At 45.1% G+C, this 23045-nt stretch carries 17 protein-coding genes and 1 pseudogene; 15 read left to right on the top strand and 3 right to left on the bottom strand.

From position 1 onward, the window contains the following. Nucleotides 1-248: 248 nt before the first annotated feature. Nucleotides 249-998, bottom strand: a pseudogene (locus AB840_RS03235) (magnesium transporter CorA family protein); the annotation flags it as partial. A 294-nt stretch (nucleotides 999-1292) separates the two neighbouring features. Here AB840_RS03235 and AB840_RS03230 point away from each other — a divergent pair. The 7 genes from AB840_RS03230 (at nucleotide 1293) to AB840_RS03200 (ending at nucleotide 12183) form a co-directional block, all read left to right on the top strand. Next, the gene (locus tag AB840_RS03230; protein ID WP_048513392.1) at nucleotides 1293-1979 is read left to right on the top strand and encodes a DUF554 domain-containing protein; all 687 of its coding nucleotides are present in this window, start codon (nucleotides 1293-1295) and stop codon (nucleotides 1977-1979) included. A gap of 30 nt (nucleotides 1980-2009) precedes the next feature. Further along, entirely contained in the window at nucleotides 2010-5564 is a 3555-nt protein-coding gene (gene smc / locus AB840_RS03225; RefSeq protein ID WP_048513391.1) for a chromosome segregation protein SMC, read from the top strand. 2 nt (nucleotides 5565-5566) lie between these two features. Next, entirely contained in the window at nucleotides 5567-6511 is a 945-nt protein-coding gene (gene ftsY / locus AB840_RS03220; protein ID WP_048513390.1) for a signal recognition particle-docking protein FtsY, read from the top strand. A 56-nt stretch (nucleotides 6512-6567) separates the two neighbouring features. Beyond that, nucleotides 6568-7029 carry a NanQ anomerase/TabA/YiaL family protein gene (locus tag AB840_RS03215; RefSeq protein WP_048513389.1) on the top strand — a complete coding sequence of 154 codons (462 nt, stop codon included), beginning with the start codon at nucleotides 6568-6570 and terminating at the stop codon, nucleotides 7027-7029. 276 nt (nucleotides 7030-7305) lie between these two features. Next, nucleotides 7306-7902 (top strand): TetR/AcrR family transcriptional regulator, encoded by a 597-nt coding sequence (locus AB840_RS03210; RefSeq protein ID WP_048513388.1) that lies wholly within the window; start codon nucleotides 7306-7308, stop codon nucleotides 7900-7902. Then, entirely contained in the window at nucleotides 7886-9043 is a 1158-nt protein-coding gene (locus AB840_RS03205) for an efflux RND transporter periplasmic adaptor subunit (protein WP_048513387.1), read from the top strand. The genes AB840_RS03210 and AB840_RS03205 overlap by 17 nt, the downstream gene beginning before the upstream one ends. A gap of 11 nt (nucleotides 9044-9054) precedes the next feature. Further along, nucleotides 9055-12183, top strand: a complete 3129-nt coding sequence (locus AB840_RS03200) for an efflux RND transporter permease subunit (protein WP_048513386.1) — start codon at nucleotides 9055-9057, stop codon at nucleotides 12181-12183. 229 nt (nucleotides 12184-12412) lie between these two features. Here AB840_RS03200 and nadE read toward each other — a convergent pair whose 3' ends face one another. Then, nucleotides 12413-14314: an NAD(+) synthase gene (nadE, locus tag AB840_RS03195; protein ID WP_048513385.1), complete on the bottom strand. Its 1902-nt coding sequence runs from the start codon at nucleotides 14312-14314 to the stop codon at nucleotides 12413-12415. A 163-nt stretch (nucleotides 14315-14477) separates the two neighbouring features. On the opposite strand from nadE, the gene AB840_RS03190 reads away from it, so the two are divergent. The 8 genes from AB840_RS03190 (at nucleotide 14478) to recO (ending at nucleotide 22243) form a co-directional block, all read left to right on the top strand. Further along, on the top strand, nucleotides 14478-16292 hold the full coding sequence (locus tag AB840_RS03190) for a B12-binding domain-containing radical SAM protein (RefSeq protein WP_072061738.1): 1815 nt from the start codon (nucleotides 14478-14480) through the stop codon (nucleotides 16290-16292). A 77-nt stretch (nucleotides 16293-16369) separates the two neighbouring features. Beyond that, on the top strand, nucleotides 16370-17323 hold the full coding sequence (mnmL, locus tag AB840_RS03185; RefSeq protein ID WP_048513399.1) for a tRNA modification radical SAM protein MnmL/YtqA: 954 nt from the start codon (nucleotides 16370-16372) through the stop codon (nucleotides 17321-17323). 22 nt (nucleotides 17324-17345) lie between these two features. Then, nucleotides 17346-18302 (top strand): PhoH family protein, encoded by a 957-nt coding sequence (locus AB840_RS03180; protein ID WP_048513384.1) that lies wholly within the window; start codon nucleotides 17346-17348, stop codon nucleotides 18300-18302. A gap of 15 nt (nucleotides 18303-18317) precedes the next feature. Continuing rightward, nucleotides 18318-18803, top strand: a complete 486-nt coding sequence (ybeY, locus tag AB840_RS03175; RefSeq protein ID WP_048513383.1) for an rRNA maturation RNase YbeY — start codon at nucleotides 18318-18320, stop codon at nucleotides 18801-18803. Continuing rightward, nucleotides 18800-19195: a cytidine deaminase gene (locus AB840_RS03170; RefSeq protein WP_048513382.1), complete on the top strand. Its 396-nt coding sequence runs from the start codon at nucleotides 18800-18802 to the stop codon at nucleotides 19193-19195. The genes ybeY and AB840_RS03170 overlap by 4 nt, the downstream gene beginning before the upstream one ends. Before the next feature lie 41 nt (nucleotides 19196-19236). Further along, the gene (gene era / locus AB840_RS03165; protein ID WP_048513381.1) at nucleotides 19237-20148 is read left to right on the top strand and encodes a GTPase Era; all 912 of its coding nucleotides are present in this window, start codon (nucleotides 19237-19239) and stop codon (nucleotides 20146-20148) included. Nucleotides 20149-20160: 12 nt separating this feature from the next. Next, on the top strand, nucleotides 20161-21507 hold the full coding sequence (locus AB840_RS03160; RefSeq protein WP_048513380.1) for a hemolysin family protein: 1347 nt from the start codon (nucleotides 20161-20163) through the stop codon (nucleotides 21505-21507). Next, the gene (gene recO, locus AB840_RS03155) at nucleotides 21491-22243 is read left to right on the top strand and encodes a DNA repair protein RecO (RefSeq protein WP_048513379.1); all 753 of its coding nucleotides are present in this window, start codon (nucleotides 21491-21493) and stop codon (nucleotides 22241-22243) included. Before AB840_RS03160 ends, recO begins: the two co-directional genes overlap by 17 nt. Nucleotides 22244-22474: 231 nt before the next feature. Here the strand turns inward: recO and AB840_RS03150 are convergent, their stop codons facing one another. Further along, entirely contained in the window at nucleotides 22475-22975 is a 501-nt protein-coding gene (locus AB840_RS03150; protein WP_048513378.1) for a transposase, read from the bottom strand. Nucleotides 22976-23045 lie beyond the last annotated feature (70 nt).

Here is a 23045-nt window from a genome sequence, read left to right as displayed (position 1 = left end):
AGATAGGACCGAACACGTCCTTCAGCGCTATCTGCATGTCTTCCTGCGTCTTCGGCTGGTATTGTTCCATGATGAGCTTGGCGATTGCCTGGCCTTTCTCACTCGGGTTTCTACGTTTCTTCATCAGTGCTGTACTCAATTCCTTTCAACCTGCTTTCTGATAGTGTACCGCACCTCGACAAAAAAATGAAGTGCGTAAGTTAGTAAATTGGTTACCGGTAACTTACACACTTCATTTTACACTCCCAAATGATGGAAGCGAAGGTATCGGACATGCTCATCAGGATATTGGAATACATTTCAACCATTTCAATAGCCTGTTTGTTTTCAATAATAACATCTTCCAGCAGATCTTCATCCTCTTCATACATTTTGAGCAATGGGTGAGGTGTAGTACTGCGGCGCAGACGCATCAGCTTTTCCATAACAATGCCGTTGCTGCGCAGTGCCGATGTGAAGTAGGTCAGAGATTTCTGCAATTCCAGTAAAAGGAAAAATTCCTTATTTTGCATGGAATGACGAAGAATGTTTTCGATATCATCTGTCCTGTGGTTGATCTGCATCAAATAACGCAGAAAGAGCGTTGCAGAACGATATAAGATCTGAAATAAGAAACGGGTCTTTTTAAAGGTATAAAATAGAGGATATTTGTTGTGTGTAAAGGCTCTCATGACTTCTGTATCTTCTATGCACAGCGTGATAATAAAATCAGGAGTGATAAAAATACCCAGAGGCAGTGTGTCATAGCTGTCTGTTTCTAAAATAATCGGTATATTTATGACAACAAATATGTAATTATCTTCCAATTCAACATGGGAACGTTCTTCTGTATCCAGCGCGGTTTTCAGTACATCCGTAGGGATTTCTGTCACCATGGATACGAGCTGCAAATCTTCTGAATCCGGATTTACAACATTGATCCATGAGCCTTTTTCGGCAGCGGCTAATGAAATATTATCTTCTAAATGTCCATTGTTATGTTTATAAACTTGAAGCATACCGTTTCTCCGTTTCCTCTTGTAATTGCGGATCTTTTAAACCCAAATTATAATATAATCATAAATAGCACTCAAGTCAAGATATATCTGCAAGGTTTTGAGAAGGCTGTGTAAAATCAAGGTAAATCTGGATGCTCTCTGGAAGATTTCCCGGCATTTTAGGATAATCTTTTATAATAAGGCATAATTTGATATAATAAATAAGTATATCCGATAGTATTATCTATCTAGATGATACCATGTGCCTGACGGAACGATTATCGTACAGGTATGGGTGGAGGAGGGGATCTTGGTTTGATTGCTGTACTTATCAATGGCCTGGCATCGTCTGCCGGCGCGCTGCTCGGACTGATGCTGAAAAAGGGAATACCGGAAAAACTGACAAACAGTCTGTTTTCAGCGATTGCCTTATGTGTTGCCGTGATGGCAGTGCAGGGAGCGATTAAAACGGAAAATTTACTGCTGCTTTTGATTTCTGTGGCAGCGGGAGTGCTCATTGGCACGGTGCTGCAGATTGAAGAACGGCTGCAGCTATTCGGCGCCTTGTTGAAAGAAAAACTGCATGCGGATAATGATTCAAAATTTATTAATGGGTTTGTTACCTTGTCCATTATGCAGATTGCCGGTGCCATGGCTATTTTAGGTCCCATTCAGGCAGCGTTATTGGATGATCCATCGCTTTTATATTTTAAGGCTGTTTTGGATTTTATTTCATCTTTTATATTCGGAGCTATATATGGTATTGGTACGATACCTATTGGTATTGTTATTATCGTTTATCAGCTTTTCTTTTATGCATTGGCCTCGATCGTATCGCCGTTTATGACACCCGATGTTATCCGGGAGCTTAATGCGGTGGGCAGCGTTATGATTTTGGCTATTTCACTGAACATGCTGAATTTGACGAAAATCAAGGTAGCCGATTATCTTCCCGGATTGTTTATACCTATTATATATTATCATATTATTGTCTTGCTGTAATATAGTATTAGATGAAAGAGGAACATTTCGTTGCAATTATTAAAAATGGAACTGCGGGGATTTAAATCTTTTGCAGATAAAACGACACTCATATTTGATAAGGGAATCACCGCTATTGTCGGTCCAAACGGAAGCGGAAAAAGCAATATTTCTGATGCCGTCCGCTGGGTCATGGGCGAGCAGAATGTCCGCCAGCTCCGAGGGCAGAAATCGGAAGATATTATTTTTGCCGGTACGGAAAAAAGACGGCCGCAGGGAGCAGCAGAAGTATCATTATATTTCGACAATTCTGATCATTCATTGGAAATTGATTTTTCGGAAGTCGTCGTTACCAGACGATTATTTCGTTCCGGTGAAAGCGAATTTTATATTAATAAACGAAATTGCCGTTTGAAGGATATTCACATGCTTTTTGCGGATACCGGCATCGGGCAGGATTCCATGGCGGTCATCGGGCAGAATCGTGTAGATCGCATACTGAACAGCCGCCCGGAAGAACGGCGTATTATTTTTGAAGAAGTAGCCGGTATCAGCCGTTATAAAGGGCGCAAGGAAGAAGGGCTGCGGAAGATTGCTGAAACAGAGCGAAATCTGGAACGAATCCGTGATATGATGGGATTTTTGGAGGAACGTCTGGTACCGATGCAAGAGCAGGCGGAAAAATTGAAAACCTTTCGACACCTGGACGGTGAGCGTATTTCCTATGAAGGCACCTTGACACTGCAGGAACTTCGCAATGGAGAGCGGCTCCTGGAAAAAGCAGAAAACGGCCGTGGAGCAGCTGTTACTGAGCAGGAAGCGGCTGCCGCACGATTGTCTGAGATGGAACAGGAACGAAACACCTTGCTGCAAACGATGGAAACGGAAGGGGAAACGCTGCGCCGTTTGGAGGAAGACTCATTAAATGCGCATCATGAGCTTGATGGGATGAAGAACCGTGCGGATGCATTTACACAGCGGCAGTCTGAATTATCTGAATCGGAAAAGCAGCTTGCGGAAGAAAAAGAAGCGCTGCAGGAAAAGAAAAAAACGATAGCGGCACAGGGAGCGACCTTGACGCAGAGCCTGGAAGCCAAACGCAGAGAACTGGATGCCGCCAGGAAGGGGCTGAAACTGACGCAGGCTTTGTTTGGCCGGGCAGAAGTAAAAGCCCGTCAGGCGGCTGCGGAATTAGAACAGGTGACGGCTTCCAATACAGACCGGCAGCAGCAGCTTTTTATGCTGCAGCGAGATACTGATGATTTGCGGCGCCGTTTGGAAGAAAATACAGATACGTGTGAGGCTGTGCAGCAGCGTGTCTCTCAAAAGCAAGACGCGCTTGCGGCTGTCGAAGAACAATATCATATATTGGCTGCTCGCGTGGAAAAAAGCCGTCAGCAGGCGGGCCTGGCAGCCGCTGGGGCAGAAAAGGCAAAAAAAGCACTGCAGGCAGCTGAAACAGATCTGGCGGCAGCTGAACAAACATATCATAAGCTGCGCAATACCGTTGAGTCACTGGAACAGCGTATTCGGGTTCTGGTGAGCATGGAACAAGAGCATGAAGGGATTGCCAGAGCGGTTAAAACGGTGCTGGACGCGGCTCAGGATTGGCGTACACATATTTGTGGGCTTGTCGGTGAATTATGTTCCATTTCCGGACAATATGCAGTAGCTATCGATGCCGCATTAGGAGGTGCCTCACAGTTTGTTGTTGCGGCAAACGAAAAAACGGCTAAAAGGGCTATTGTATATTTGAAGGAACGCCGGGCCGGCAGAACCACTTTTTTACCCTTGGATACAGTAAAAGAAAGAAAGCGTACTCGTGAAGAGGAAAGCGCATCTCACGAAAACGGCATTATTGGTTTTGCTAATGATATTATTCAGTATGATGCGGTATATGCCCCGGTATTCTCTTTTTTACTGGGGAAAACGCTGGTTGCTGAATCGATGGAGGCCGGATCCTATGCAGCGAAAAAATATGGACATCGTCTGCGGATCGTTTGTCTTGACGGAACCCAGTTCAATGCCGGGGGGGCTTTGACCGGCGGCAGTGTAAAAAACAAAGAAGCTTCATTGATCAGCCGCAGGGCTTTGCTGGCAGAAATGCAGGAAAAAGAATCTGCATGCCGCAAAGAAATGGAAGCGGCGGCATCTGCGGGAACGCGTCTGCGGCAGGGAGTGATCAGCCTTCGTAGTGCGGTGCAGGAAAAGGAAGCGCTAAGCCAGCAGACGGCTATGGATCTGGAGAAAATGATATGGCAATATCAGTCCATTGAAAAAGAGCGGAGTCAGGAACAACGGTTATTTACCGAAGCGGATACACAGTTGGAGGCACTTCAGCATGTGCGGGCAGATATTCAAGCGACTCTTGTGCAAAAAGAAGAAGCCATTGCCGCATGGGAGGAAATACCATCTCAAAGCACGCAGAAATTGGAATCAGCACGCGCCGCAGCAATAGCAGAGGCCGAACAATGCCGCAAGACAATGACAGAACGACAGGTTGCCGAAGCTACTTTAAATGAACAGGTGCGGCATATGGAAGAACAAATTCGGCAGAACAGAGAGTGGCTGACACAGGCGGACCAGGATGAAAACCGGCTGGGACAGCGGTATACAGAGCTGCTGGAACGGAAACGAGAAGCCGCAGCCATGCTGGAAAAACTAGCGGTGCATATTGTTTCTAAAACGGCAGAGGTAAAGAGCAAAGATGGAGATCGAGAGGCTTTTTACAAGGCTAAGGAATCTAATTTTCGGCATAGCCAACAATTAGATTCCTCTTTAAAGGAACTGCGGGAACGGGTGCAGCAGTGGAGCCAACGTATCAGCGCTGCGGATATACAGCTTGAAAAATACCGTAATGAAATACGGCATAACGAAGAACTCCTTGCGTTGCAGGGGTTGAGCCGCCAGGAAGCAATGGACCGGCGGCGGGAAGGCTCTTTAAAAGAGCTGCATGAAAAAGTAGCAGATCTTAAACTGCGTATTGCCGGATTGGGGCAAATTAATCCAAGTGCGGAGGAAGAATATTATGCCGCTATGGAAAAAGAAAAGTTTTACAAGCGGCAATGTGAGGATCTGCAGGAATCGCGTACTAAATTAGAAGAAATCGTTGCTGAAATTGATGATGCCATGTCGGAGCAATTTGAACAAGCCTTTAAAGCAATCAGCGTCCATTTCCAACGTATTTTTGACAGGCTTTTTGGCGGCGGCAGTGCCCATATCAATTTGACAAACCAACAAGACATATTGCATGCTGGTGTAGAAATCCTCATTCAGCCTCCCGGTAAAAAACAGCAGCCTTTGACCTTACTTTCCGGCGGCGAACGAGCTTTGACGGTTATTGCATTGCTGTTAGCCTTTTTGGCATATCATCCGGCACCGTTTTGTTTGGTTGATGAAGTGGACGCAGCACTGGATGAAGCGAATGTGGAGCGTATGGCACGGTATTTAAAAAATTACAGCGGCAATACGCAGTTTATTGTTATTACACATCGCCGCAAAACCATGGAAGCGGCCAATACGCTGCAGGGCGTAACTATGGAAGAAAAAGGTGTTTCCCGACTGTTGACTGTTAAAATAGATGAACTCTTAGAGAAAGGAACGTAATAATGGGATTTTTTTCAAGATTACGAAAAGGTCTGGAAAAGACCAAAAGCTCGCTGATCCAGAATATTGAAACGGTCGTTCGCGGGTATGCGCAAATTGATGATGAAATGTATGAAGACCTGGAAGCTGTTATGCTTACTGGAGATATTGGTGTGGAAACGACAGAATATTTGCTGGATAAAATTCACGAAGGCGTAAAAAAGAAAGAAATTAAAGAAGGTAATGATGTTGTACCGTATTTAGAAAAATGTATTGTTGCGCTTTTACAGGAAAATAATACGCCTATGGCAGAACGCACCGGTACTACCGAGGTCATTTTTATCGTAGGTGTCAATGGAGTAGGAAAGACGACGACAATCGGCAAGCTGGCCAAATATTATAAAGAGCATGGCAAGTCTGTTATGATGGCAGCCGGCGATACCTTTCGGGCTGCCGCAGCGGAGCAGTTGACTATTTGGGCAGAACGAACCGGGGTACCTATTGTCAAGCATCAGGAGGGAGCGGATGCGGCGGCGGTTGTGTATGATGCGACAGCTTCTGCGAACGCGCATCATATTGATGTTCTTCTTGTGGATACGGCAGGCCGCCTGCAGACCAAATCCAATTTGATGGAGGAACTGCGGAAAATGGCTCGCATCGCCGGAAAAAATATTGCCGGGGCACCACATGAAACCCTATTGGTTCTTGATGCGACGACGGGACAAAATGCGGTGAGCCAGGCAAAATTATTTGGCGAAGTGGTGCCGCTTACTGGCGCAGTTTTGACAAAACTTGACGGAACAGCAAAGGGCGGCGTTATTATTTCTGTGAAACGCGAGCTGGGAGTACCCGTTCGCTGGGTAGGTGTAGGTGAAGGTGCAGACGATTTGAGGCCTTTTGATGCGGCACAGTTTGCAGATGCATTGTTTGATAGAAATGTAGAAACGCGGGAACAGGAAAACGAGTAATATCTATGGATGCGGGACGTATTGAATAGCGCAAATCAGAAAGAGGGAGCGATCATATGTATGTCGGAAATATAAAGCAGTGGAAATTGGAATTGCCCTTTGTACCGCCCATAACGGCAGAATGGATTCGTAAATTAGCGTCTTTTAAGTTGGAAGAACTACCCCCGGGAAGGCATGAACTGGGCGGGCCGCATTTTATGAATGTCGATGTGACGGAGACCGCCCCGGCGGCTCAGCGTAATATGGAAGCACACCGTCAGTATATTGATATTCAAATGGTAATAAGAGGAGAGGAATGTATTGGATATCAGCCGGTTTTCGAGGCCGGCGCTGTTATCACCAGCTGTCCGCAGAATGACGCCTGGTTTTATAATCCCCGTGCATCCTTGGATACAATAATCCGTATGACCCCGGGCACGTTTGCTATATTTACACCGGCTGATGGTCATCGATGCCTTTGTGCCCCTGATGGTACGGGCGGAGCCATACGTAAAGTGATCATGAAAATACATATTTAAAGCGACCGGTGCGGTTATATCTGACAACTGGATACGGAAAAGAGAAGCGGCATGACATATATTGCCGGTTTCCCAATGATGCCGTGTAGTATTCCTAAAGGAGGCGGGAGAACCAGAACGGATAGAAGGGAATATTTACATTTGCTGTACTGTCTTGATACATAATTTCTATTGACTTATAATGAACAGTATATTAAACTATACATTGGTACTGAGTTTTATCTTTTAGTTTTTTTACTGAACTTGTATTTATTTTTTGTATTAGGATGTGTTTACATGGCAAAGGATATTCGTGAAAGAATACTCATAGAAGCCTTAAGTGAAATTAACTGTCGCGGTTCAGATTTTCATATGGATGATTTGGCTCGGGATCTGCGAATCAGCAAACGGACGTTATATGAACATTTTTCATCCAAGCAGGAAATTGTCCGAGAAGCTATTTACAGTCTTATGGCCGAAATACACGAACAGCACATGAAATTACTGGCAGACACTCAGATGACGACGGAAGAAAAAATCATAGGTTTTTTTAATGTAAAATCGCCGAACATCAAAGTACTTTCCGTACGCAATATGAATGATCTTCTTGTGAAAATGCCGGATTTGTGCAGCGAACTTGAAGAACGCTCAAAGAAAGACTGGGAATTATTGGAACAGCTGCTCAATAAGGCGTTGCAAAGTAAGGAATTTAAGCAATTTGACAGATTTCTGCTCATGCATATGCTTCGCAGCGCAGCTGATGATATCATTGAATACTTTAATGAAATAGACCATGATTACTCATTTTCTGAATACATGGAAAAATGTATCCGCATCATATTGTACGGAATAAAAAAAGACAGGGGGCAATCAACGAATGATACAAAAGCATAAGTTTTTTACGATGGGAATTACGGTGTTGACTATTGCGGCATTGCTGGCGGGCTGCGGTGCACAGAAGGGTGCGACCAAAGCGGCTGTATCTGTTAACACGTATAAAGTAACGGCTGAAGATACTCCTGTTACAGCAGAATACAGCGGCAGTGTTACGGCGACGGATAAGGTGCCGGTACGGCCTAAAATTTCCGGACGCGTGATTGAGAAATATGTACAGGGTGGTCAGGAAGTGACTGCCGGTCAGCCGTTATTCCGGCTGGACAGCCGTGAATATGATGCGGCGTTGCAGTCTGCCCAAGCTAATAAGGCGGAGGCAGCTGCCAATTTGGCGAATCAGCAGCTCAATTTAAGGCGGTATCAGATTTTGGCAGGTCAGGACGCGATTGCCGAACAAACAGTCACCAATCAAGAATCGGCTACACAGCAGCAGCAGGCCGTTTTAGACGCTAATGCTGCACAAGTACAGTCGGCGCAGGATAATGTGGATGATACGATTGTCTATGCTCCGTTCAGCGGCAAGCTAAATGTGGATGATGTTCCTATTGGAACGTATGCTACAGCCGGCTCGACAGCATTGGTTACCATTTCATCAACGAATCCGGTTTTTGTAGAATTTTCTGTCAGTGAGGCAGAATATCTGCAGATGACGAAAAAAACGCCGAATTCTCCGGGCAGCTGGGGTGATCACCTGCAGCTGCGCTTGAGTGATGGTTCTATGTATCCCTATGAAGGGCACGTTACACAAATCAATCATGGAATGGATAGTAATTCCGGTTCGATTACAGTAAAAGCCGTATTTGATAATCCGGATAATCTTTTAATTCCGGGATTGTATGCTACTGTTGTTTCGGATACACAGATTCAGCAGCATGCTCTTCTTGTTCCGCAGCGTGCGGTGCAGCAGACGTTGGGTAAATATTTTGTTTCCGTTGTCAATGAAAACGGTGAAGCACAGACAAAAGAAGTCAAGCCAGGTCAAAAAGTCGGTAAATTCTGGATTATTAATGAAGGTCTTGCCGATGGGGATGTGATCATTGTTGACGGGTATCAGAAAGCAACCGGGGCAACTCTGGATCAGCATTTGCTTACGAAAGCAGATATTGAAAATGACTCGACGGCAGACACTAAGTCTAAATAGGGGGCGAGACAGTGATATCAAAATTTTTTATTGACAGGCCCATCTTTGCAGTTGTCATATCCCTGATTATTTCTATTCTGGGGTTATTGTCAATGGCAACCCTGCCTATCGCTAAATATCCGAATGTTACGCCGCCGCAGATCAGCGTATCCGCAACCTATACAGGTGCGAATTCACAGGTTATTGGAGATACCGTTGCTGGTGTTATCGAACGTCAGATGATTGGTGTCGATGATTTAGTCAATATGGAAAGCTCCAGTAACGATAACGGGACGTATTCGCTGACGGCTCAGTTTGAAACGGGCAGCAACGATGATATGGATATGGTCAATACACAAAACCGTGTCAGTCAGATATCATCTACGTTGCCGGAAGAAGTCACGACTACCGGCGTTACTGTTAAAAAATCTACAAGTTCAACGGCTATGGTATTTGCGTTGTATTCGCCGAATGGCTCGTATGATGCTACCTTCATGAAAAACTATGCTACGCAGTTTTTTATGGATGCGTTGAAATCGGTACCGGGTATTGGGAATGTGCAGGAATTTGGCTCTGATTATGCTATGCGGATTTGGCTGGATCCCATGAAGATGAATATCCTCAAGGTGACACCGACCGATGTTATTTCGGCTATTACCGCGCAGAATACACAGGCAGCTGTCGGCACGCTCGGTTCTCAGCCGGCGGCGAGCACCCAGGCTTTCCAGTATAGTCTGCGTGCAGACGGACGTTTGCAGACTGCTGACGAGTTTAAAAAGGTTATTATTCGTACTAATTCTGACGGTACGATGGTCCGTGTCGGTGATGTTGCGACCGTAGATCTCGGTTCTAAGGATTATTCCGTAGCCGGGAATTTCGACGGACAGCCGAATGCGGCATTTATGGTCAGTCTGACCTCTGATGCCAATGCGATGCAAAGTGTAAAAGGGGTTATGAGTGTATTGGAAAAGGCAAGTCAGTCTTTTCCTTCTGATTTGAATTATAGAATTATTTACGATAGTACAAAATTTGTAACAGCTTCTATTGAAGAAGTTATCAAAACATTCATTGAAGCCCTGCTGCTTGTAGCAGCGATTGTGTATCTGTTTCTGCAGAGCGGACGCTCTACGCTGATTCCATTGATTGCTGTTCCGGTATCGCTTCTTGGTACATTTGCCTGCTTCAAGGTATTGGGATTCTCCATTAACACATTGACACTGTTTGCTATGGTATTAGCTATTGGCCTGCTGGTCGATGATGCCATTGTTGTTATTGAAGCGGTGGAATATGAAATAAAATATAATAGTAAGTCGCCGCGAGAGGCTACGATTATTGCGATGCAGAATGTGCAGAATCCGGTTATCGGGGTCGCCTGCGTATTGGCATCGGTGTTTGTACCTGTTGGATTTTTAAGCGGTATGAGCGGCGTACTGTATCGGCAGTTTGCGTTGACGATTGCGGTATCTGTTGCTATTTCGGCTTTTGTTGCCCTGACACTGACTCCGGCGATGTGCGCTACTATTTTAAAGGTACATAAACCGACAGAAAATGCCGGAGGGCTCTTCAAGTTCTTCCAGAAATTTAATACGGAATTTGATCGGCTGATCAATTGGTATGGCATCCGATTGGCATATTTGCAGATGCGCTTGAAATGGTGCGTTGCGTTCCTCATTCTCATTTCCGGCATAGCCGTGGGATTTTTCATGATTATCCCTACCGGATTTGTCCCTGCTGAAGATAATGGGTTTGTCATGGTTAATACCACTCTTCCTGAAGGAACCTCACAGACGGAGACCAAACAGATTGCCGTTGACTTGGGCAAATGGATCGAATCGCAGCCAGGTGTCACACAGGCCATGAATGTTGTCGGTTTTAATATTCTGGCCGGCGGCGCTAAATCGAATGGTGCTGTTGCTTTCGTATCTATGGAAGACTGGAGCAAGCGTGAAACGAAGGATTTATCAGTTGATACGCTGGTCGGTAAAATAATGGCACACGGAATGCAGATTCCACAGGCCTCCATCGTAGCTATCAATCCGCCGCCGATCGACGGCATGGGTGTATCCTCAGGGTTTACGATGCAGATTGAAGACCGGGGCGGCCACACGACGGATGAATTGAATGCAACTGTACAGAAGTTTATTGGGGAAGCTCGAAAACGTCCGGAAATTGGTTCTGTGTATACGGCATTTTCTAATGACACCCCAGGGTATCATTTGGATATTGACAGAGATAAGGTAGCAAAAGAGGGCGTATCCTTGAGCTCTTTATATACTACGCTTCAAGCTTTTTATGGTTCCTATCAAATCAATGATTTTACTATTTTTGGCCGTAACTTTAAGGTTATCATTCAAGCTGCACCTGATTTCCGAAAGACCATTGAAGATAATAATCATTTATATGTCCGGAATTCCAATGATGATCTTGTATCTGTGGCAAACTTCGTGCGGCCCAGACTGATTGGTTCTGCTTCGATTCTGAACCGTTTTAATGATTATCCTTCGATCAAGGTCATGGGGGCGCCGTCTGCAGGACGTAGCTCCGGTGATGCCCTGAAGGCTTTGGAAGAGGTTGCAAAGGATACACTTGGTGAAGGCTATACTTATGAATGGGCCGGCATGAGCCGTGAAGAAGTGGAAGCGGGCAACAAGACGATTTATGTCTTTGGACTGGCGATTCTCTTCGTATTCTTGGTATTGGCGGCATTATACGAAAGCTGGAAGGTACCGTTTGCCGTATTATTCAGCGTCCCGACTGGTTTGTTTGGGGCCACGCTGTTTACCTATTTATTTGATCAAACAAACAATATTTACTTTCAAATCGGTATTCTAGCAGTTATTGGTTTGGCTGCTAAAAATGCTATTCTGATTATTGAATACGCTAAGGTTCGTGTGGACAAGTGGGGCATGGATCCCGTGTCGGCGGCCATTGAAGCTGCCAAGATTCGTCTTCGTCCTATTATCATGACATCCCTGGCCTTTGTCGTAGGGTCTGTGCCGCTGGCACTAGCTACCGGGGCTGGTGCAGCATCTCGTGTTACCATGGGGATTACCGTTGTATTTGGTACGACGATGGCGACTGTTTTGGGAGTGTTGCTTATTCCTATGTTATTTATCCTTGTTGAAAATATAGGGCATAAGCCAATTCGCAAAAAAATATAATTCGCATAACCGGCATGACTGCGTTAAGCGGTAACAACGTCAGGTGATATCACTTGACGTTGTTACCGCTTTTTTTATTTGAAATTAAAAAATTAAAAAATAGGGGTTTTATGTTAAATGTTGGGATGGCTCAAATAGCAGACCTATGTATGAAGGGGAACATTCAATACGATAAAAGGATCCCGTCAAACAGCTTGAATTCTGTTTGACGGGATCCTTTTATAATCAGCTATGCATGGCGGAGGCATTCCTTTTTTAATTCCAGATAACGTGTTGTGAGGTAGGGTCCAAGCTGGGATTCACGCAGATCGTTGCCGAAGGAGCGGCGGCTGATGGAGATAAGCGGCGGGCTTTGAATTCGTTTGGCGACGGCAAAGCCGGCAATAAGACGCCACCATTTTTCCAGATCGGCAATAAAATCAGCCGGATGAGGAAAAAGCGTGCGGACATTTACGGGGCAGCCAATATGCTTTTCCAGCGTTCCCTGCAGGTACCAGTCCAAAATAGACTCCGGAGTAGCTCGCTGCCAGCGTTCGATAAAAGCAGCGAAGAGATAATCATGATACGGATATATAAGAGGGTCGCCCTGTCCCTGGGTGACATCCTGGCTGGCCGATAGTTCCGCGCTGGGGACGATGTCGATACTGCCCTGCGGGATAACTTCACGCTGAAAGACGTGCTCATTGAGGTAACTGGCCAGATCGTATATCTGATGCTTCCATAAATCTGCCGTGGCTGCTAAAAATCCGGCACTGTCGCCGTACAGAGTCGCATAGCCGACGGCTGATTCCGCTTTGTTGGCATTGCATGTAAATACGCCGCCGAAAGCTGCTGCGGCAGCGGCCAGAATACGGCTTGAACGGTCACGAGCCTGGATATTTTCTTCGATAAAGGAGGTCAGTTTTAAATGTCCTGCCGCGGTATCCTGACGGTACAGGGGAGTTTCGTCAAATTGCCGGCGTGTCAGTTCCAGGCTGTCTTGTACCGGTACGACGGTATAGAGGCAGCCGATATTATCTGCCAAATCCCTGGCCAGGCCCTTGGTCAGTTCGGAATTGTAACAGCTGGGCATATTGACGAGCAGAATATGCTCCGGCGGAAGTATGGACGCATAAAGAGCTGCGTTGACAGCCGAGTCAATACCGCCGGATACGCCGATAACGACTTTATCGACACCAATATTTTCTAAAAAAGATTGCATTCCGAAATGAAGGCTGGTGTAAATATCGGCGGTATCGTTCTGCCGCGCGTTGATATGAGCGGGCGATACGAATTTACGCAGGGTTTCATCATATTGGACAAAAGCCAGTTCTTCTTTAAAAGGCTGGCATTCGTAATGCAGGGTGCCGTCGCGGTCATAGGCACCGCTGGCGCCGTCGAAGGTATAAATGTTCTTGCCGTTGTTTTGGATTCCCGTACTGTTGACATAGAGAGCGGGTCTGGAGATTTTATCGATGGCTTGGCCGAAAAGCCGATGACGGCGTCCTGTCTTTCCCAGTGTAAATGGAGAACAGGAAATATTGATAAAGAGATCAATGTCATAGGTTTGACCCAGATACGACATAGGTTTAAAGGGGTAATTTTCATCCCAGCTATCTTCGCAGATAAGGGGTCCCATACAAAGGGTACGTCCGTCATCAAAGGTGATTTGCACCGGGGACAGAAAGTCTTCAGGAAAGGCATGCCGTTCCTGAGCAACTTCCATAAGAGATGTAAAATAACGAATATCACTGAATTCCCGATAGTTTGGAAGCAAGGTTTTAATATAGAACGGATAAGGGGAACGGGCCGGGGAAATCAGTCTGCCATTGTGAGCGACGAACATGGCGTTGTATTTTCTTGTTCTGCCGTCCAAATTGACCCGTCCGGCTTCCTTGGCAACATTACCGTAAATAACGGTAATGCCGTCCGATGCGGCCTGAATTTCCTCTCCAAAGCGGACACAGTCATCAATATAGTCAGGCTGATCCCATATATCACCGATAAAATATCCGGGAATAGAAAGCTCGGGAAAAATGATGATATCACAGCCGGCATCTTTGGCTTGTATAATGTTATCTTTTATAACGGCCGTATTATAACGCGGATCGCCGGCATGCACATTGATTTGGGCAAGACCAATTTTCAGCATATATATGCCTCCCTATTATCCAATATATGTTACTATACTATCATATATTGCAGTAAAATCATAGAGAAGGAGAGCCGAAGAAAACGCTGGATAGTCGCTCGTTCCTGTAGTATAATTAAACGTAGAAGCATTTTTTCTATTCATACACGAAAAGAGAGTTTTCATGACCATACTGCTGACAACCTTAAACGCTAAATTCATTCATTCTTCATTGGCACTGCGCTGTCTCCGCACTGCCTGTCTTCAAAAAGGCGCGGTACCTGTTTTTACGGCAGAATATACGATCAATCAAAATGCGAGTGATATTTTACGGCATATATATCAGTTTCATGCGGATATTATCGGTTTTTCCTGTTACATATGGAATATAGAAATGACATGCCATCTTATTTGCCTGATTAAAAAAGTGATGCCGCAGGTGACGGTATTTGCAGGTGGCCCGGAGGTTTCTTATACGGCGCGAAGCATATTGGAGCAGCACGAAGACATCGACTATGTACTCCAGGGAGAAGGAGAGGTTGTGGTGCCGGCCTTGATCCGTGCACTGCAAAGCGGCAGAAAGGGCCTGGTGATTCCCGGCGTGCTGGGACGGGATGCTGCGGGGCACATATGCGGGGATGAAACCTTTCAGGAGGTAGACGATTTGGATACGCTTCCGTTTCCTTATGAAGGGGAAGACCTGTCCGCGTTGTCTCACAAGATTATGTATTACGAAAGTTCCAGAGGGTGTCCTTTTCATTGTCAGTATTGTCTTTCGGGCATGAGTGATGCCGTGCGGTTCCGTTCTGTTTCCCGCGTGATTCATGAGCTGGAGCTGTTTGTTCAGGCCGGCGTCAGACAAATCAAATTTGTGGACCGGACTTTTAATTGCAATCCCCGGCATTACCGTCCGTTGATCGAGTATATGATACACGTGAAAAAAGAAATTAATTTTCATTTAGAAATTGAACCGGGAGTATTGACAGAGGTTGATTTAGCGTTGCTGGCAAAGGCTCCCCGGGGACGTATTCAGATGGAATTGGGAATCCAATCCACATATGGACCGACGTTGGAAGCCATTCACCGGCATAATGATTGGCCTCATATTGAATATATTATGGAAAAACTAGTATCCTACGGGACAATACATCTTCACTTAGATTTAATTGTAGGCCTTCCGTATGAAACATTTTCGCATCTGAGGCAATCTTTTAACGATATTTACGCATTGCATCCACACAAGCTGCAAATCGGTTTTTTGAAACTGCTGAAGGGTTCAGGCATACGCCGCGATTATCCCGGACAATATCGGTATGACCCATGCGGCCCCTATGAGGTTTTGGAAACTGCGTGGCTGCCGTATGAACGAATACAGTATTTAAAAGTGTTTGAAGATGTTTTTGAACGGACGTATAATGCCGGGAAATTCCGCTATACCTTGTCTTTTCTGGAACGGTTTTTCACAGCGGATTTTTTTCGCTTGTATGATATTGTGACGCAGGCATGGATAGCAGAGCATTGGGATTTAAATGCTATTTCAGATGAAAACCTATGCCGCTTTTTGTGGCGGTGCATCTGTCAAAACTTGGGGCTGCGTGAAAAAGAAATAGCGACGGCACGGGAATTGCTGTGCTTGGATATATTGACTTTTTTCGGATTTCGTCTCAATCCGGATTTTCTTTACTGGCAGGAAGCCGACCGTGCTGTTACTGATGAAATATTCAAAAATGAAGAATGGCTCCGGCAGTATATTCCCAATTACCGTTTTACGAACTGGCGGGATATAAAAATGCGCTGTCGTATATGGCCGGTCAGCAAGCAGGCAGCGACAGAACTGCAGCGTTATGTTTCCGTGCCGGCACGGGCCGTATATGTTCTTGCCGAAAAACGGCGCAACCGTGCAGCATGGCAGCTGATACCAGCCGGGCCGGTGGGCCCCGCTTTTCTGCCTGCAGCGGCTGGAGGCGCTGGGGATAGTGAGGCAGGGCGTTGTGTGTAAGCGGCAGGCCATATGCAGAAAACCATGATGATATCTTGAAATTAAATACTATGACAAGCGTTCGGGAAGGGGATAGTATGGACGAACGATATAATGTATATTCTTCCTATTTGAAACAAACATATGGTGAAAAGGTGTATAAATTGCCAATCAGCATTCCTGATACATGCCCAAACAGAGATGGCACATTAGGGACTTACGGCTGCGCCTTTTGCGGTACGATTGGGGCCGGCTATGAAAACCTGCCTGCCTCTTTGACTGTCGATCAGCAGATCGAGGCCAATATTGCGCATATAGGACCTAAATACAAAGCGCGTAAATTTATTGCGTATTTTCAAAATTTTACCAATACCTATATCCGGCCGGATGTATTCCGACAGTATTTAAAAACTGCCTGCCAGCCGGATATTGTCGGGATTGCTATTGCTACCCGGCCAGACTGTATTCATCCGGTTTATTTGGATATTATGGCTGAAATCAGAGAAGAATACGGAGTGGATATTCTGGTGGAATTGGGACTCCAAACTGTGAATTATAAAACCTTGCAGAAAATAAACAGGGGACATACACTGGCGGAATATATTGATGCCATGATGATGCTTCGTGCATATCTCTTTCGAAATTGTACCCACGTCATATTGGACCTTCCTTGGGATACTATGGAGGACGTTGTAGAAACGGCTAAAGTTATTTCAGCACTGCCGACGCATGAAATTAAGCTGCATGCCTTGTATATCATTAAAAATACGGTCATGGCCAAGTGGTATCATGCAGGAGATATATCATTAATACCGGTTGAAGAATATGTGAACCGCGTCGTTACGTTTCTTGAGTATACACGCAGCGATATCGTATTTCAGAGACTGATCGGCAGAGCGCCTAAAGAAGCGACAGAATTTGCCAATTGGGGCATGGGATGGTGGAAAATACGGGATATGATTGATGCTGAATTGCAACGGCGCGATACCTTTCAGGGGAAAAAGTGTGATTATCTGCAAGGCAAGGCCGTACGAAAATTTACGGATCAATAAAAAGGGGAAATGAACATTGCCAATGGAAAAACGACTTATTTTTTCGGATATATCAGAAGCCAAAGCAATATTGGGAATGAAGGATGAATTTTTAAAAACGCTGCAGCGGGAATTTCCTGCCTGCCGTATAGCGGCACGCGGTAATGAAATCATTATGGCGGGGGAGGACCCGGATATCAGCTATGCAGAAGGCGTGCTTAATATGCTGCGATATTTATATCGGGAGAATACATATTTGACGACGCAGCATGTCCGTTATTCGGCTTCGCTCATCCGCCAGGGAAGAGCAGACGTATTGCGGAAAATTTACAGCGATACGATCAGCATTTCTGCCCGGGGACGTCTTATTAAACCGAAAACGCTGGGACAGAAAATGTATGTTGATTCGATCCGTAAAAATCTGGTTACGTTTGGGATTGGGCCGGCTGGTACCGGCAAGACATATTTGGCGGTGGCTCTGGCATCTTATTACCTTAAAAATCGGGAAGTGGAGCGGATCATATTGACACGCCCGGCTGTAGAAGCCGGTGAAAAACTGGGCTTTCTTCCTGGGGATCTGCAGGAAAAAATTGATCCGTATCTGCGCCCCTTGTATGATGCCTTGGCGGATATGTTTGGCTACGAACAGTTTCAGAAGCTGGTTGCGCGTAATATTATAGAAGTTGCTCCGCTGGCATATATGCGTGGCCGTACGCTGGAGGAGTCTTTTATTATTCTTGATGAAGCACAGAATACGACACGGGAGCAGATGAAAATGTTTCTGACCCGTATGGGCAATCACTCCGTTGTCGTCGTTAACGGTGACATCACGCAAATAGATTTAATGGATCGTAAGATGTCAGGACTGACAGAGGCACAACGGGTGCTGCAGCATGTACGCGGTATCGGCATGATCAATTTCACCGATGAGGACGTTGTGCGGCATGATATGGTGGGCCGCATCATACGGGCATACGACAGCTTTTACAAGCACGAGTAAGAAGGGGGAGGGCATATGAACATTAATGTGAACTATGAAGATCCGTCATTTCAACAGGACCTTTATGAACAGGTCATTGAACAGGTCATTGAAAAGGTTTGCCAGGAGGCCGCGTTAGTATATGGCTTGGGACCCAATGCGGAAATCAGCATTCTTTTGTGCCACAACGATTATATACATAAGCTGAATAAGCAGTATCGGAATATAGACCGGCCAACAGATGTCTTGTCATTTGCCCTTAATGAGGGAGAGGAAGATGGCTATGACGGTCCTGATACGGCGTTGCTGGGTGATATTATTATTTCATTGGAAAAGGTGCGGGAGCAGGCTGAAGAATATGGACATTCCTTTGAACGGGAATTAGCCTATCTGACTATTCATGGAATGCTTCATATTCTGGGGTATGATCATATGGTCCCAGAAGACAAAGCCGAAATGAGAAAGGAAGAAGAATTTATTCTTCAACGTATGGGATATGTCCGTAAAGGAGAGGAATTATGATTGGCAGGGAGGCCTGCCTGCGTCTGCTGGCAGCAGCCAGAAATGCACAGCACCATGCCTATGCTCCGTATTCACATTTTACTGTCGGGGCGGCGGTTTTGGGAGTAAACGATGATATATATACGGGGTGCAATGTAGAAAACGCTTCTTATGGACTCACGCTGTGTGCTGAGCGGAATGCCCTGACCCATGCTGTGGTCATGGGATGTTTGCAGTTCCAGGCGTTGGCAGTGGCCGGTGACGGAGCTGACTACACGGTGCCTTGCGGGGCCTGCAGGCAGGTAATGGCGGAATTCCGTATTCCGTACATTATTATGGTGAAACATGACGATACGTATAAAATCGTCACATTGGAAGAACTGTTTCCGGATGCATTTGTATTGGAACACTGAAATGAACCTATTCGGAATATATGTAGTAAGTATCTGTTGAAATGAGGAGAATTTATTTGGAAACTAACTTTAAATCTGGTTTTGTTGCTGTTGTAGGGCGGCCTAATGTTGGAAAATCGACATTGATCAATCATATTATCAAACAGAAAGTGTCTATTGTGTCGGATAAAGCCCAAACGACGCGGAATCGCATTCTTTGTATTCATACAGATGACGAATGTCAGATTGTTTTTCTGGATACGCCAGGTATTCATAAGCCAAAGCATAAACTGGGAAGATTTATGGATGAAGCGGCCTATCAGTCTTTGAAAGATATCGATGCAGTCCTTTTTCTGGTATCAGGAAATGAAAAAAAAGGACCAGGTGACCTGTTTGTCCTGGATAAAATAAAAGAAACAGGGGTTCCTGTTTTTCTGCTGATCAATAAAGTGGATCTGATGACGAAGGAGGAAATTCTTCATAAGATCACAGAGTATGCGGCGCTGTACGACTTTGATCAAATCATCCCGATTTCAGCTCTGACAGGAGATAATGTGGAGGCGGTTCTCCGGGAATTGAAGACTGTGCTGCAGGAGGGCCCAAAATATTTCCCGGATGATATGATTACAGATCAGCCAGAACGCCTCTTGGTTGCTGAAATCGTGCGGGAAAAGCTGTTATTATGCATGCACGATGAAGTGCCCCATGCGATTGCCGTGTTTGTAGAAGAGATGAAAGAACGTGGCAAAGGAAAGGTATATATACGCACGACGGTGTATGTTGAACGAGCCTCGCAAAAGCGTATTGTTATCGGCAAGCAAGGCGCCGTTTTGAAGGAAGTAGGCCATCGGGCCCGTCAGGAAATAGAAAACTTACTGGGTTCATCTGTGTTTTTGGATATTTGGGTAAAAGTTAAGCCGGATTGGCGTAACCGATCTTCGGATCTTAGTGAATTGGGATATAAGAATGAATAGGAGAGATGACTTATCGAATCGCAGATACTATTGCTATGCATCATCATATATTTTGTCTGTATTGCTTTCAGTGCTGTATGTGTGATTGGTAAATTTGCTTTTGCTCAGCTGCGGCGTGAATATATTGAGGAGCTGGTACGGGCCGGTGATGAGAAAGCTGCTTTTCTCTTAACGCTATATGACCGACCTGTCCTGTTTTTGGGAACCGCGCAATTGGGGATGGCTTTGTCCGGTCTTATTTCCGGTGCAACTGTTTTTTATGCTTTGTATGACGGCTATCCGTATGTTTCAGATTACATAGGAAATACGTGGTTCGTAGGCGTTTTGTATTTGGGCATATGTTTTCTCTTGTGTCTAAGTTTATGGGTATTCGGCGAATTGATACCAAAATCTATCGGTCTCCAGTGCGCAGAAAAAAGTTTGAAAGCAGTGGGGCGCTTTATCTTGTGGTGGAGTCGGGTTTTTTATCCGTTCATCATAGCAGGACACTGGATTGGCAAAAAAATCCTTCAGGGACGTGATATGGAGGTCACTAATGAAATTGATATGGCTCATTCAGAGGATGAGATTCGCATGCTTGTCACTGCGAGCCATAAAGAAGGAAAAATTGATCAGGTGGAAAGTGAACTTATTGGAAATGTATTTGATTTTGCCGACAGGCTGGCAAAAGAAATCATGGTGCCCCGCCAGGATATTGTTTGCCTATATACGGCGGAAAGTATGCACCAAATATTAAACACGATCCGCCAGTCCCGTCATACGCGGTATCCTTTGTGTGAAGAAGATAAGGATCATGTTCTGGGCCTTATTCATATCAAGGATCTGATGGATTTATATATTCATAAGCGCAGCAATCTCAACTTGATAAAGCGTTCTATTCTCATGATTCCAGAAATTATGCCGGCTTCGAAGCTGCTTCAGCTTATGCGGGCAAAGCGAACCTATCTTGCGATGGTTGTCGATGAATACGGCAGCACGGTGGGATTAATTGGGTTGGAGGATATTCTGGAAGAATTAGTTGGAACAATCCAAAACGAACATACTGCGGAAAAAGAAGAAATACAGCCTCTGGCTGATGGGGCGTATGAGTTTGATGGAACCGTACTATTGGAAGATGTAGAAGAAATCCTCCATATTCCTGTAGAAGAAGATGTCGATACAGATACGATTGGAGGATATGTGTTCAATCTGCTGGGACATTCTCCTGTTGTTCATGAAGAAGTGAAAATAGGCGCCTACCGGTTTATTGTACTGGAGATGCAGCGATTCCGTATTGCTCGTTTGAAGGCGGTACCTATTCCAGAGACTGCATCGAGCCAGGGTGAAGAAAGCGAATCAGAAAATGAGACGAAGGAATAGCTCGTTTGCTCAACGGCCTTCTAAACGGTATGATGGTGTTATTCTGCAGATACGGAAGGCCGGAGCGCTGCAGCAGATCATGACCGTGTTCACGAAACAAGAGGGATGCATACGCGTGCTGGTGCAAAAAAGGCGTCAAAGCAGCCAGGGCTTCGGACTCCTTATGGCATGGGGCGAGATCACCTTTGATGCTGTGGAGCAACAGGAATTTTTTACATTAAGAGAATATGAATGCCGCAGTAATAGCGCGATGACTTCACTGACCTGGGAGGGATATGTATACTCGCAGATTTTTGCTGAAATGGTGATGTATTTAATGCCGGTACATCAAACCGATTGGGAGGTATATCGGCTTTTGCAGATCTATGGCCGGGCCATTGAAATAAAGGATATACGTATAGTTACTATTATCGCCGGGTGGCAGCTTATCGTATATTCAGGTTTTGAACCTGACGTGGATTCTGTCTGCTTGTTTCGCTATGGCATGAGAGGCGGTATACCGTTGTATTACCTGGGAGATGAGCCGCAGGAGGCGGCGAGAAAAGAGAGCATCCCGCTGCCTGTTCGTCGTTTGTGGAAGCAAATTCTGACATATCGCTGGGGGCAGGAAGAAACGCTGCATATGAACGTTCGTGGACTCCAACTGTTGGAATATCTGCTGTATAGCTATGTGGAGCAATGCAGTGATAAACCCCTCAAAGGAGTCTCCTTGCTGGAAATAAAAAATGATCTGTAAGATAAAAACAGAGCTGTGGCAAATTCTATCCAGGCAGCTCTGTTTTTGTATATATTTTTTTAGGTTCTATATCAAAGGTTGAGGTGATACAATAGAGAATCTATGTATGAGAGGAAGATTCAAGGGGATAGTACTCTTTTCGTATATTTTTTGGCAAGGTTTCCCGTTTTATATGACGGTATGCAATCGGGTCCGTTTATTGCAGCCTATCCAATCCCGGATGTATAATTTCTAGAAACGATTTTTTTGGTTAGGTCTGTAAAGCGGATCATATTGCCAATGGGCCTGATGTTCTCTTAAATTCTGACTCAAAATGTATTGTGTGTATTCACTTCGTATATATTGCGCCTCAAATGATTTTTCCCAAATAGGATCGCTTGTCTTATAGGTTTCCAGCATTTTATGAGATAAATATTGCTTGCAGTATGAAACAAACCAATTTGTCATTTTGGGTTTATAGCTTTTGTAAAGAATCAACATGTGAATATGATTTGGCATAATGGCATATTCTTCGATAAGGATCGCTTTGTTAAAACGCTGCAGTTCTTCCATGGCGGTTGTGGCGGCATGCCCCCATTTGGATGGAGTCCAAATATTTCCGTTTTTGGTGCGATGGATAGCCCCCATTGTGGTTTGCCGGTTATATGTAAAAATAGTCAGGAACTGCACGCGAATAATAGAGACGGGAAGTGTATTTTGAAATAAGAAACTGCTTTTAGTTTTAATATGCATAATATGTATCACCTCTTTGTATAGAGTAACGTATAAACATGATAAATGAATTAAAAATTAGATATCCAGC

The sequence above is a fragment of the Megasphaera cerevisiae DSM 20462 genome, from assembly GCF_001045675.1.
GTDB classification, from domain to species: Bacteria; Bacillota; Negativicutes; order Veillonellales; family Megasphaeraceae; genus Megasphaera; species Megasphaera cerevisiae.
The sequence above is the reverse complement of the archived record's forward strand: the minus strand, read 5'-3'. Positions and strand labels throughout refer to the sequence as shown.